This window comes from Alcaligenes sp. NLF5-7 (assembly GCF_024266725.1).
GTDB lineage: Bacteria > Pseudomonadota > Gammaproteobacteria > Burkholderiales > Burkholderiaceae_B > Alcaligenes > Alcaligenes phenolicus.
In genome coordinates this window covers 716,305-729,272 of sequence record NZ_CP100755.1, presented here as the reverse complement: position 1 = coordinate 729,272, position 12,968 = coordinate 716,305, and the positions used below count along the sequence as shown (strand labels likewise).

Genomic DNA, 12,968 nt, shown 5'->3' with positions numbered 1-12,968 from the left:
TTGACTAATTAAGTGTTTGAGTGGGAGTCAATCATGATGAACTTTGAAATGTTAGATACCAGCGGTAGCGGCACGGTCATCAAGGTCGTGGGCGTGGGCGGCGCAGGCGGTAACGCTGTGACGCATATGATCAACTCTGGTGTTCAGGGCGTTGATTTCATTTGCGCCAATACCGACTCGCAGGCGCTGGCCAGTAGCGAGGCACCTATTCAGATTCGTCTGGGCCGCAGCGGCTTGGGCGCCGGTGCCAAGCCTGATCAAGGTCGTGCAGCAGCGGAAACCGCTCGCGAAGAAATTCGCGCAGCATTGAACGGCGCCCATATGGTGTTTATTACAGCCGGTATGGGCGGTGGCACCGGTACGGGTGCCAGCCCCGTTGTGGCCGAAGTGGCCAAGGAATTGGGCATTTTGACCGTGGGTGTCGTCACCAAACCTTTCTCCTTTGAAGGCAATCGCCGTCTGCGCATGGCCGAGGAAGGGATCGAGGAACTGAGCAAGCACGTTCACTCCCTGATCGTTGTATTGAATGAAAACCTGTACGACTTGATGGATGAGGACGCAACACAGTCCGATTGCTTCAAGGCAGCTGACGATGTCTTGCACAATGCCTGCGCCGGTATTGCCGAGATCATCAATGTTGAAGGTAACGTGAACGTCGACTTCGAAGACGTGAAAACCATCATGGGCGAGCAAGGCCAGGCCATGATGGGTACCGCTGTGGCTTCCGGCTCGAACCGCGCTCGTGAAGCGGCTGAGCGCGCCATCGCTTGCCCATTGCTGGAAGGTGTGGACCTGCACGGTGCCCGCGGCATGCTGGTGAACATCACCTCTTCGTCGTCCCTGAAGATGCGCGAAACGCGCGAAATCATGGACACCATCCGTGGCTACGCAGCAGAAGACGCAACCGTTATCTTCGGTACGGCTTACGATGAGTCCATGGGCGACAGCCTGCGTGTGACTGTTGTTGCTACTGGCCTGGGTCGCAAGCAAGCGCGCCCACAGTTGGTACAAAACAACGAAGAAGTGTTACGTACAGGTACGGACAACATGCCTGTCATCGGTGCGGATTACGCCAACGCCGACGTGCCTGCCGTCATCCGCAATCCACGCAGCCAGGCTTCGGCCCAGGTGCGTGCGCTGGAGACTGCTGGCATGGATCACTTCGACATTCCGGCGTTCTTGCGCAAGCAGGCTGATTAAAAATCAGGTTCGGCGATTACCCGAGTCGCCAATTTGATTTCTCCCACGACTCCCCCTGGGCGTTCGCGCTCAGGGGGCGTAAGTGCTTTGTTGTGTCGGGGTGTTTGACGCTTGACAATTGCTTATGTTTTTAGAAAGCGTATAGTGGATAACCCGTATTACGGTTACAATAGTCTTTGCGAACAACACTTTACAAATACAAGAACAGCCATGCTTCGTCAGCGCACCATCAAGAATGTCATCAGTACCAAAGGAGTCGGCTTGCACTCTGGCCGTCGTGTCGAACTGACACTGCGCCCTGCTGCGCCTGACACGGGTATTGTGTTTCACCGTATCGATCTGCCCGAAATCGTGGATTTGCCCGCACAGGCAGACAAGGTCGGTGGTACGCGTATGGCTTCGGTGCTAATCAAGGATAATGTTCGGGTTTCAACCGTCGAGCATTTGATGTCGGCCATCGCTGGCCTGGGCATTGATAATCTGCACGTGGACCTGACGGCTGAAGAAGTGCCCATCATGGATGGCAGCGCCGGCACATTTGTGTATTTGTTGCGTTCGGCGGGCTTGCAGGAGCAAGAAGCCGCCAAGAAGTTTTTGCGTGTCCTCAAACCCATCGAAGTCTCTGAAGGCGAGGGGAAGGACATCAAGTGGGCCCGTCTGGAGCCCTACGAAGGCTTTGCCCTTCAGTTTTCTATCGATTTTCACCACCCGGCCATTGATGCAACGGCCAATTTTGCCGAGGTGGATTTTGCGCATGACTCGTACGTGAAGACTATTTCACGTGCGCGCACCTTCGGGTTCGCCAGCGAAGTGGAAGCTTTGCGTGCGGCCGGTCTGGCCCGTGGCGGCAGTTTGGATAATGCCATCGTCATGGACGAGTACCGTGTCCTGAACAGCGACGGTCTGCGTTACGAGGACGAGTTCGTCAAGCACAAGATTCTGGATGCTATTGGTGACTTGTACCTGATTGGCCACCCCCTGATTGCACGCTATGTGGCGTGCAAATCCGGCCATGGTTTGAATAACCAGCTGGCGCGTGCCTTGCTGGCCGCCCAGGATAGCTGGGAACTGGTGACTTTCGAGTCGGCTGCCAGTGCACCCCACGCTTTTTCCAGCGAGTGGAAATTCGCTTGATACTTGTTTAGGGTCCCGCTCCTGGTGCTTTGCTTAGCCGCGATGATGACGCAACAAGCGTTCGATGGCTTGCGCCAAGGGACCTTGCGGCAATGAGTCATGCAGCTTTTCAAATGATTCCAAGGCCCGTTCGTCCAGGACTTGTACCTGGCGCGCGGGCTTTTCTGTCACAGCTGCAAACAAATGGGCTTGCACGTGCACCAGCGCCTCGCTAATGTTCCAGCCAGTGGCATTCATCTGCCGTGTGACAGTGGGCAACAGCTGACGCAGCTTGGCCGCATGTGCGGCGCTGGGAACTGCCAGCGTCAATTGCTGTCTGTCTATACGGGCTACTTTACAAGCCTTGCCCAAAGCAGGTGGCAAGGCTTTGCTTACATGGGTCTGCGCCGCCATCAGCTGCCGGGCCATTTCCAGTACCTGGGAACCTTGCTGGTCGCTGGCCAGCCAACCCAAAGCGTGGCTTTGCCCGCTACTGCGTTTTGGCGCGGATGAGGAAAAAGGAGGCTTCCAGGTCATGTTCGAGGTTATACGATAGTGGATCAACATAAAGACTATACGTCCTTAGATGCCAAAGCCAAAGGGGTGCGCCGTACGGTGATCGCCCTGGTGGCTCTGGTATCGCTGGGCGTTTCCGCAGCGGCGGGAGCTCTGGTGCAGTCGCACTGGGGTGAACGCGGTGGCGTGTCGCTGGACGCGGATATGGCCCAGAGCCAGGCCGCTGCCATGCAGGACAACGTGACCCGCCTGGCCGAAAAAGTCGGCGGTTTGCAGGCCAAACTGATCGAGATGGACGGTGTCAGCAAGCGCGTGGCCAAGGCGGCCGGCATTGAGTACACCGATCCGGAGCTGGCCGGTGCCATGCCCGTGCAGGATCTGGCCGTCATGGACAGCATGGATGGAGCCGATCTGGTCTGGAACGCCGACCGTCTGGGCGAGCAGCTGGATAATCTGGCCAAACAGATGTCCGAGCAACAGGACTGGTTTCAGATGCTGGATTCCGTGCTGACCGAGCGTACCGGCAACGAAGCCCGTCTGCCCAATTACCGTCCGGTGGATTATGACGAGGTAGCTTCTTCCTTTGGCTGGCGTCGTCACCCGATTTCGGGCCGTCATGCCTTGCACGAAGGCCTGGACTTTCCAGCACCCAAGGGGACGCCTATCTATGCCGCATCCGGTGGGGTGGTGTCGGAAGCCCGCTATATGACCGGCTACGGCAAGCTGGTGGAAATCAATCATGGCAATGGCATGAGCACGCGATACGCCCATGCGTCATCAATCGTTGTTAAATTAGGCGACGTAGTAGAAAAAGGGCAGTTGATCGCCCGTGTCGGATCTACCGGGCAGTCCACAGGTTCGCACCTGCACTTTGAAGTGCGCATGGCCGGACATGCTCTGGATCCCAAGCTTTTTCTGCCGGCGCGTGAGTATGTAGAACAGCAGATCGCGCAATTGGATTCGGACAAGTAGTTCCGTCTTGCAGCATGTGCGTTAAACTGATTGTTTGCTTGCGCATCCCTTTTAACCAGAGATAGGCTCGAGGCACAGATTCAAGCCCTTGCGGCCTCGCCTACATTGACGACACAAGAATGGTTTCATTGCTGAAAAAGCTTATTGGCAGTCGTAACGACCGACTGCTCAAACAGTACCGTAAGCAGGTCGCCCAGATTAATGCTCTTGAGCCTACTATTCAGGGCCTGAGCGACGAGGCCTTGGCAGCCAAGACGCAGGAGCTGCGCCAACGTGTTCAGGATGGCGCCTCGCTTAACTCGCTCCTGCCCGAGGCTTTTGCTGTAGTGCGCGAGGCGGGTGTCCGTGTATTTGGCATGCGCCACTTTGACGTGCAGATGCTCGGTGCGATTGCCTTGCACAACGGCAAGATTTCCGAAATGCGTACGGGTGAGGGTAAAACCCTGACCGCGACTTTGGCCGTGTACCTGAATGCACTGTCCGGCAAAGGCGTGCACGTGGTGACCGTCAATGATTACCTGGCTCGACGCGATGCGAACTGGATGGGGCGTCTGTACAACTTCCTGGGTCTGAGCGTGGGCGTCGTAGTTCCCCAGCAAGACAATGCCGAGAAGATTGCCGCCTACCAGGCTGACATTACCTACGGTACCAACAACGAATTTGGTTTTGACTACCTGCGCGACAATATGGAATACCGCGCCGAGGATCGCCGCCAGCGCGGTTTGTCCTACGCGATTGTCGACGAAGTTGACTCCATCCTGATCGACGAAGCCCGTACACCGCTGATCATCTCCGGCCAGGCCGAAGACAATACCGAGCTGTACGTGCGCATGAACGTGGTTCCGCCCATGCTGACCCGCATGACGCAAGAGCCTCGTCCACACGAGCCCGAGCCCGAAGGCGACTTCTGGGTCGATGAAAAGGGCCAGCAGGTTCATATTTCCGAAGCCGGTCACGAACGTGCCGAGCAGATCCTGACCGAAATCGGTTTGCTTCCCGAAGGCGAGTCGCTGTACGAACCGCGCCACATTTCCCTGATGCACCACCTGATGGTCGCTCTGCGCGCCCACAACCTGTTCTTCCGCGACCAGCAATACGTGGTCCAGGACGGCGAAGTGGTGATTGTGGACGAATTTACTGGCCGTTTGATGGCTGGTCGCCGCTGGTCGGATGGCTTGCACCAGGCTGTGGAAGCCAAGGAAGGCGTTCGCATCCAGAACGAAAACCAGACGCTGGCTTCGATTACTTTCCAGAACTACTTCCGTATGTACGACAAGCTGTCGGGCATGACGGGTACGGCCGATACCGAAGCCTACGAGTTCCAGGAAATCTATAGTCTTGAAACCGTCATCATTCCACCGAATCGTCCGCTGGCCCGTAAGGACCAAAACGACCAGGTCTTCAAAACCGATGACGAGAAGTTCAATGCCATTCTGAAAGACATTCAGGACTGCCACGAACGTGGTCAGCCTGTACTGGTGGGTACCACCAGCATTGAAAACTCCGAGCTGATCTCCACACGCCTGAATGCCGCTGGCGTCAAGCACGAGGTGCTGAACGCCAAGCAACACGCCCGTGAAGCCGACATCGTGGCTGAAGCTGGTATGCCCGGTCACGTGACCATCGCCACCAATATGGCCGGTCGTGGTACGGACATTGTCTTGGGTGGCAGCATCGAACGTGCAATTTCTCAGGTGCGTGAAGACGAGTCCCTGAGTGCCGAGCAAAAAGAAGCCAAGATCCAGGCTATTCGTGCTGCTTGGGAACCGCTGAACCAGCAGGTCAAACAGGCTGGTGGTTTGCGCATTATTGGTACCGAGCGTCACGAATCCCGCCGTATTGACAACCAGCTGCGTGGTCGTGCCGGTCGCCAGGGTGACCCAGGTTCCTCGCGTTTCTACCTGTCGCTGGAAGATTCGCTGATGCGCATCTTCGCCGGTGATCGTGTGCGCGCCATCATGGAGCGTCTGCGTTTGCCGGAAGGCGAGCCTATCGAAGCCCGCATGGTGACTCGTTCCATCGAATCCGCTCAGCGCAAGGTCGAGGCACGCAACTTCGATATTCGTAAACAGCTGCTGCAGTATGACGACGTGGCCAACGATCAGCGCAAGGTGATCTACGCCCAGCGTAATGAAGTGCTGGAGTCGGCTGATATTTCCGACACCATCAGCAGCCTGCGCGAAGCCGCCGTTAGCCGTCTGTTCCGTGAATACGTGCCGCAAGACACCATGGAAGAGCAATGGGATATCCCTGGCCTGACCACCGCTTTGCAAAGCACCTTCCAGATTGAGCTGCCTTTGGCTGAAATGCTGGAGAAAGAATCCAATCTGACCGACGATGACTTGCATGATCGCGTTATCGAAGAATCCCAGCGTCTGCTGCAAGCCAAGATTGATCTGGTGGGGCAGCCTAACTGGGGCAACTTCGAGCGCTCCGTGCTCTTGCAGTCCATTGATACGCAATGGCGTGGCCATTTGCAGGCCCTGGATCACCTGCGTCAGGGGATTCATCTGCGCGGTTATGCCCAGAAAGACCCCAAACAGGAATACAAGCGCGAAGCGTTCGAGCTGTTCTCCGACATGCTGGACCGTGTGCGTGATGAAGTGGTCAAAGTGCTGATGACCGTGCGTATTCAGACTCCGGAGCAGGTCGAGGAAGCCGCGGTTGAGGTTCCTGCCAACTCCAATGTCCGTTTCCATCATTCGGACTACGATGCTGCCTTGAGCGGTGAAGATCCTGGTCTGGACGAAGCGGCCAAGGGCGAAGTGCCACGTGTGGGCCGTAACGATCCTTGCCCATGCGGCAGCGGCAAGAAATACAAGCAGTGCCATGGCCGCTTGAATTGATTCTGACTCAAGCTGCCCAGCCTGCAGGCTGCGAGATCAAACCCCATGAGCCCCTGGCGCATGGGGTTTTTTCTTGGATGCCAGCTTTGTTGCTGCGAACTGATCTGTGAATGGTTATATCCCGCTCATGCAGGGCCGTTTTTCCCTGTAAGCTACGGGACGCAGCTTGGTGCTACCGGCTGCGGCTGATCGTTTCTTCTGTGTGTTTTTCTATGACAACATCTCCCTTATTACATCGTGTTGCCCTGATCGGGGCGGGCGAAGTCGCGCGTTTTTATGGTGCTGCCTTGAAGTCGGCTGGTGTGCAGGTGCCGTTTATCCTGGTGCGCCGGGAAAGTGCCGCAGCCAGCGAACTGGCGCAGCAATTGGGAGCGAAACTGTGTTTGCAGGCGGATACGGATTGGCGGAGTCTTGACGGCGTGTTGTCGGCAGTGACGGGAACAAAGGCATACATAGTGGCCAAGGCCGTCATGCCGCATTTGTCTGTGAGAGCGCTGTACATGGATTTGTGTACGGCCGAGCCCCAGGACATGGAGAGCATGGACGTTTTGGCGCAAGAGCACGGAATCGAGCTGGCTGACCTGGCGATTATGGGCTCTGTGCCCTCTACAGGCGCTCAGACGGCCTTGTTGGCGGCAGGGCAAGGGTCAGGCAGGGCTGCGGCGTTTTGGCAGGCTCAGGGCGCTTCTGTGCGTATCTTGCCGGGACAGGCGGGGGATGCAATGCGCTTGAAGCTGCTGCGCAGTTTGATGACCAAGGGGCTGGAGGCCTTGGGAATTGAAAATTTGATGCTGGCCGAGCGCATGGGTTTGCGGGCCGAGCTGTATGAAGTCCTGGAGGATTTGAATCAGCGGGGCTTGCAGGACTTCATGGAGTCCTGCCTGCGCAGCCATCTGGTGCACGGCGTGCGCCGCCGTGACGAGGTTCTGCAAGTGCGTCGTCAGCTGGAGTTGGCAGGCATTGCGCCGCGAGTGACCAATGGCGTACTGGATTTTTTTGAGCACACGGCGCAGACCGAGTCTTTGCAAAGAGCTCAGGCCGTGGGGACACAGGAAAGTCTGGAGGTGTTCTTGGAAGAGGCCCGACAGTCGTCCTCACGATCTTAGTTGTTTGGAAGGCTGATTTTGATCTATTCCTTGTGATGATTAAAAAAAACCGGCCAGGAGCCGGTTTTTTTAATCATGCCTGCAGGTGATTTACAGCAAGAACACCGTCGCCAGTCCCAGGAACAGCAAGAAACCCAGTGAGTCCGTCGCAAAGGTCAGCAATACCGAGGAGCCCACAGCAGGGTCATTGCCAAAGCGATCACGCAGAATCGGGATCATCACGCCCAGCGCTGCGCCAATCAACATATTGCCGATCATGGCGGCCATCATCACGGCAGCAATGGCGATCGAGCCGGAGATAAACCAGGCAAAGAATGCCGTTACCGCGCTGCCACAGACACCAACCAGAAAGGTCACCAGCAGTTCGCGCTTGATCAATGGCAGGACGTTGGAACCTGTGACTCGGCCGGTGGCAATGGCACGAATGATCATGGTCATGGTCTGGTTGCCGGAGTTGCCACCAATACCGGCCACAATCGACATCAGGAAAGCCAGGATCACGATGTGGCTGACGGTATCCTCAAAGCGCGAGGCAATGAAGGAAGCCGTTGCCGCTGTACAGAGGTTGATCAGCAGCCAGGGAGCCCGGTTGCGGATAGCCGTACGGATGGGCGAGAAAATATCGTCCTCTTGCAGACCGGCACGAGACAGGGCCTGTTCTTCCGAGTCCTCTTGCAGCACGTCCACTACTTCGTCAATGGTGACTCGGCCAATCAGGCGGCCAATATCGTCCACCACAGGAGCAGACACCAGGTCATAACGCTCAAAGGCCCCGGCCGCATCCGAGTCCGAATCCAGTGGATTCAGAGTCAGATAATCGGTTGACATGACAGAGGACACCAGGGTTTCAGGCTCGCTGACTAACATGCGGGTCAGGGACAGTGTGCCTTGCAGTTTATCGGCCCGGTCCACCACGAAAATCTGGTCAGTGTGGTCTGGCAGTTCCTGCAAACGACGCAGGTAACGCAGGACCACTTCCAGGGTGACATCCTCGCGCACGCGCACCATGTCAAAGTCCATGATGGCGCCCACGGTGTCTTCGGGGTAGCCCATGGCTTCGATCAACTGTGCACGCTCCTCGTCCGTCAGGCCGCGCTGCACGGCTGCCACCACATCGGGCGGCAGGTCAGGGACCAGATCGGCAATTTCGTCGGCATCCATATTGCCGGCGGCCGCGATCAGGTCCGCGGCGTCCATGGAACGAATCAGCGATTCACGTGCCCAGTCGGCTACTTCCAGCAGCACGTCGGCGTCGTGCTCGGCATCCACCAATTGCCAGATGGCCTGGCGCTCCAGCTCGGGCAAGGACTCCAGAATGAAGGCAATGTCGGCCGGGTGCAGATCGTTCAGGATGGCCTTGATCTCGCTTTCATGCTGGCGATGGATCAAGCCCTCAAGCAGGTTGGAGCGGTCGTCGTCCTCGAACTGGCGCTGGGCCAGCGATTCCACCACTTCCTGGCGCTTGAGGATGTTTTTCAGGCGATAAAGTGCCTGCTGCGCATCCTCGGGCTCCAGGCGGCGTGGCTTGGGAGTGTCACTGGGCGAAGTAGGGGGTACCAGGTTTTCCTGCATAGGCCTGCCTGTCACGAATACTTAGAGAGGGGGCAGCGGGCGGCTGCGGCGCTCGTCATCGGTAGCCACATAGGTAAGCGTGGCTTCCGTTACCTTGACCGTTTCAAGTTGCAGGCGTTTGCGTTCTGCATACACTTCCACCGAAACCGTAATGGAGGTGCGGCCTGTTTTGATGATTTCTGTGTAGAAACTGAGCAAATCACCCACAAACACGGGCTGCTTGAAGGTGAAGGCATTCACGGAAATGGTGGCAACCCGGCCTTGGGCGCGTCGTGTTGCAGGAATCGCTCCGGCAATGTCCACCTGGGACATGATCCAGCCACCAAACACGTCACCGTGAATATTGGCGTCTGTGGGCATGGGCATGACGCGCAGGGTGGGGGCTCCGTCCGGGAGCGAAGAGATGTTGCTTGAAGTAGTCACAAATACTCCCGTATTGGAAGAAAGGGTGGTGGGACAGATGCCCGTCGCGCGGAGCGCACGCCGTCAACAATAGAACCTGCCATTGTAACGGCCAGCTTTGGCTCCGCTATGAAACATTTGTTAAAGCATCAACGGTGTTGTGCCAGCCAGTCCAGAGCCAATTTGGCCCAATAGCTGGCACCAATAGGAATCAGGGCGTCGTTGAAGTCGTAGCTGCCGTTGTGCAGCATGCACGGACCCATGCCGTGGCCCTGGCTGCGGTGGTCGCCATCGCCATTGCCTAGCCAGACATAGCAGCCGGGGACTTCTTGCAACATGAAGGAGAAATCTTCGGCGCCCATGGAAGGGCGGATGTCCTGACGCAGCTTGTCGGGGCCAACCAGCTCCTTGATGACTTGTGCGCAAAAGGCCGCTTGCTCGGGATTATTGATGGTGGGAGGGTAGCGGCGGTCAAAGTCAAACTCGGCCTTGCAACCCTGGGCGGCACAGCTTTGCTCGCACAGTTCGCGCATGCGGGTCTCGACCAGGTCCAGGGCTTCGGTGGAGAAGGTGCGTACCGTGCCGCGCATGACGGCTTCGTTGGGAATAACGTTATCGGCAGAGCCGGCATGAATCTGGGTAATGCTCAGCACCACGGGTTCGAGGGGGTCCACATTGCGGCTGACAATGGTTTGCAGACTTTGCGCCAGTTGCACGGCCGCCATGATGGGGTCCACGCCCAGATGGGGCATGCCTCCATGGGCGCCTTTGCCTTCAATGCGAATTTCAAAGGTATTGCTGGAGGCCATCATGCCGCCTGGCAAAACCCCGAAGGTGCCGGCAGGCATGCCGGGCCAGTTATGCAGGCCAAAAACAGCTTGCATGGGGAACAGCGTGAACAAGCCATCCTTGATCATTTCGCGTGCGCCGCCAAAACCTTCTTCGGCAGGCTGAAAAATCAGATAGATGGTGCCCGCAAAATCACGGTGCTCGGACAGGTAGCGCGCTGCACCCAGCAGCATGGCGGTATGTCCATCGTGTCCACAGGCATGCATCTTGCCGTCGTGACGGCTTTTGTGTTCGAACTCGTTCAGCTCCTGCATGGGCAGGGCGTCCATATCGGCGCGCAGCCCCACGGATGGACCTTCGCCGCCCGTACCCTTCAGGATACCGACAACGCCTGTCACGCCCAGGCCACGATGTACCGGAATATCCCATTTCTCCAGCCAGGACGCGACTTGATCGGCCGTCCGGGTTTCCTCGAAAGCCAGTTCGGGGTAGGTGTGGAGATCGCGCCGGATAGCCGCAATTTCATGCGACCAGGCGGAAATGGGTTCAAACAGCTTCATGATGCGGGCTTGTCCTTGGGTTTGAACAATAAAGTAGAGTAGAGTTAACCATAAATAAACACGTATTAGGTGACAAGCCCTTGGATACTCAGCAAAAACCTTGGCTCGAGCATTATCCGGCCTCCGTGCCCCATGAGATTCAGTTAGGCGCCGAGCAGACCTTGATCGATTGTCTGGATGCCGCCATGAAAAAGCATAAGGACAGGACTGCGCTGACCTTTATGGGGCATGACATTTCCTATGAACATCTGGACCGCAGCGCGGATGCCTTCGCGGCTTGGTTACAGGCACAGGGTCTGGAGCGTGGCAGCCGTGTGATGTTGATGCTGCCCAATGGTTTGCCCTTCCTGATTTGCTTGCTGGGCACCATGCGGGCGGGCATGGTGGGCGTCAATACCAACCCGCAATACACCGAACGCGAACTGGAGTTCCAACTGGCCGATAGCCAGGCTCAGGTCATTGTGATTCTGGAAACCTTTGCGCATGTGCTGCAGCAAGTTCCTGACAATGTGAAGCCTGCCCACGTGGTGTTGAGTACCGTGGGTGATCTGATGGGGCTCAAGGGCAGCGTGGTGAATTTCGCCGTGCGTTATTTGAAACGCATGGTGCCGTCTTATTCTTTGCCGGGTTCGCACAGTCTGAAGGCCGTGCTGGAGCAGGGCAGCAAATTGAGCCTGAGCCGTCAGCCCGCCAAACCGGATGATTTGGCGCTGTTGCAATACACGGGCGGTACAACGGGCCGCCCTAAAGGCGCCATGTTGAGCCAGCGCAATTTGATGGCAAACGTCTTGCAGGTGGAGGCCGTGGGCTTTCCCGCTTTGGGCGACTTTAAAGGTCCGGCTTACACCATGATGGTGGCCTTGCCGCTGTATCACATCTTTGCGCTGACGGTTTGCGGTCTGTTTGCCATGTATGCAGGTATGCATATGGTGCTGGTGATGAATCCGCGCGATCTCAATTCGGTTTACAAGGCCTGGAAACGCAATCCGCCTGAAGTCGTTCCAGCGGTGAATACCTTGTTCAATGCGCTGGCGAATCACGAAAAATTCCGTACCTTGCCGTTTGCGCAGCTCAAACTGTGTCTGGCCGGTGGTGCCGCCTTGCAAAAAGCCGTGGCCGAGCGCTGGCTGGCTGTGACGGGCTGCCCTTTGATTGAAGGTTATGGTCTGTCGGAAACCTCCCCGGTGGTGGCGGTGAACTCGACGGATTCACGCGATTACAGTGGCACGATTGGATTTCCCTTGCCTTCAACCGATGTGCTCTTGCTGGACGAACAGGGGCAACCGGTTGCCATGGGCGAACAAGGCGAGCTGGCCGTCAAAGGGCCGCAGGTTATGTCGGCTTACTGGAACCAGCCGGAGGAAACCGCCAATGTCTTTACGCCTAATGGTTTCTTGAAGACGGGTGATATCGGTGTCATGGATCAGCAGGGACGTATTCGTCTAGTGGATCGCAAGAAAGACATGATTCTGGTGTCGGGCTTCAACGTCTATCCGAATGAAATTGAAGACGTGGTGGCGGCGCATCCTGATGTGCTGGAAGTGGCGGCGGTGGGGGTGCCCAGCGAGCACAGTGGTGAAAGCATCAAGCTGTTCGTGGTCAAACGTAATCCGTCCTTGACTGAAGCCGATATCAAGCAATGGTGCAAAGAGCGTCTGACGGCGTACAAGCGTCCCCGCATTATTGAGTTCCGTGATGAACTGCCCAAGAGCAATGTGGGCAAGATCTTGCGCCGCGTCCTGCGGGATGAGCAAGTCAAGCCTGAGGCGCAGGCTTGATTTGGCGGGACGATTACTCAGCAAATCGCTAAACCTGGCCTGCAACCTGATCTGTATGAAAAAAGCGAGCCGTTTTAAATGGCTCGCTTTTTTATCGGGCGATGAAGATCAGAG

The 12,968-nt window shown here is 56.9% G+C and carries 10 protein-coding genes; 6 read left to right on the top strand and 4 right to left on the bottom strand.

Annotation, left to right across the window (positions count from 1 at the left end; all coding sequences use genetic code 11):
• The first annotated feature begins 33 nt into the window (after nucleotides 1-33).
• On the top strand, nucleotides 34-1,200 hold the full coding sequence (gene ftsZ / locus MID00_RS03455) for a cell division protein FtsZ (RefSeq protein WP_022983455.1): 1,167 nt from the start codon (nucleotides 34-36) through the stop codon (nucleotides 1,198-1,200).
• Nucleotides 1,201-1,410: 210 nt separating this feature from the next.
• On the top strand, nucleotides 1,411-2,334 hold the full coding sequence (gene lpxC / locus MID00_RS03450; RefSeq protein WP_022983456.1) for a UDP-3-O-acyl-N-acetylglucosamine deacetylase: 924 nt from the start codon (nucleotides 1,411-1,413) through the stop codon (nucleotides 2,332-2,334).
• A 33-nt stretch (nucleotides 2,335-2,367) separates the two neighbouring features.
• Here lpxC and MID00_RS03445 read toward each other — a convergent pair whose 3' ends face one another.
• The gene (locus tag MID00_RS03445; protein WP_254499698.1) at nucleotides 2,368-2,850 is read right to left on the bottom strand and encodes a DciA family protein; all 483 of its coding nucleotides are present in this window, start codon (nucleotides 2,848-2,850) and stop codon (nucleotides 2,368-2,370) included.
• A gap of 18 nt (nucleotides 2,851-2,868) precedes the next feature.
• Between MID00_RS03445 and MID00_RS03440 the strand changes: the two genes are divergently transcribed.
• The 3 genes from MID00_RS03440 (at nucleotide 2,869) to MID00_RS03430 (ending at nucleotide 7,753) form a co-directional block, all read left to right on the top strand.
• Entirely contained in the window at nucleotides 2,869-3,801 is a 933-nt protein-coding gene (locus tag MID00_RS03440; RefSeq protein ID WP_009455033.1) for a M23 family metallopeptidase, read from the top strand.
• A 119-nt stretch (nucleotides 3,802-3,920) separates the two neighbouring features.
• A complete protein-coding gene (gene secA, locus MID00_RS03435) occupies nucleotides 3,921-6,647 on the top strand; it encodes a preprotein translocase subunit SecA (protein ID WP_009455031.1) in 2,727 nt (908 codons plus the stop codon).
• Nucleotides 6,648-6,859: 212 nt separating this feature from the next.
• Entirely contained in the window at nucleotides 6,860-7,753 is an 894-nt protein-coding gene (locus MID00_RS03430) for a DUF1932 domain-containing protein (protein WP_254499697.1), read from the top strand.
• Nucleotides 7,754-7,843: 90 nt separating this feature from the next.
• Here MID00_RS03430 and mgtE read toward each other — a convergent pair whose 3' ends face one another.
• From mgtE to MID00_RS03415, 3 genes are all read right to left on the bottom strand, one after another.
• Nucleotides 7,844-9,325 (bottom strand): magnesium transporter, encoded by a 1,482-nt coding sequence (gene mgtE / locus MID00_RS03425; protein ID WP_026485182.1) that lies wholly within the window; start codon nucleotides 9,323-9,325, stop codon nucleotides 7,844-7,846.
• Nucleotides 9,326-9,346: 21 nt separating this feature from the next.
• Nucleotides 9,347-9,691, bottom strand: a complete 345-nt coding sequence (locus MID00_RS03420) for an acyl-CoA thioesterase (protein WP_003803527.1) — start codon at nucleotides 9,689-9,691, stop codon at nucleotides 9,347-9,349.
• 185 nt (nucleotides 9,692-9,876) lie between these two features.
• The gene (locus tag MID00_RS03415; protein ID WP_088451031.1) at nucleotides 9,877-11,076 is read right to left on the bottom strand and encodes a M20 aminoacylase family protein; all 1,200 of its coding nucleotides are present in this window, start codon (nucleotides 11,074-11,076) and stop codon (nucleotides 9,877-9,879) included.
• An 80-nt stretch (nucleotides 11,077-11,156) separates the two neighbouring features.
• Between MID00_RS03415 and MID00_RS03410 the strand changes: the two genes are divergently transcribed.
• Nucleotides 11,157-12,854, top strand: coding sequence for an AMP-binding protein (locus MID00_RS03410; protein WP_226348919.1), 1,698 nt, complete (start codon nucleotides 11,157-11,159; stop codon nucleotides 12,852-12,854).
• The last annotated feature ends 114 nt before the right edge of the window (nucleotides 12,855-12,968 follow it).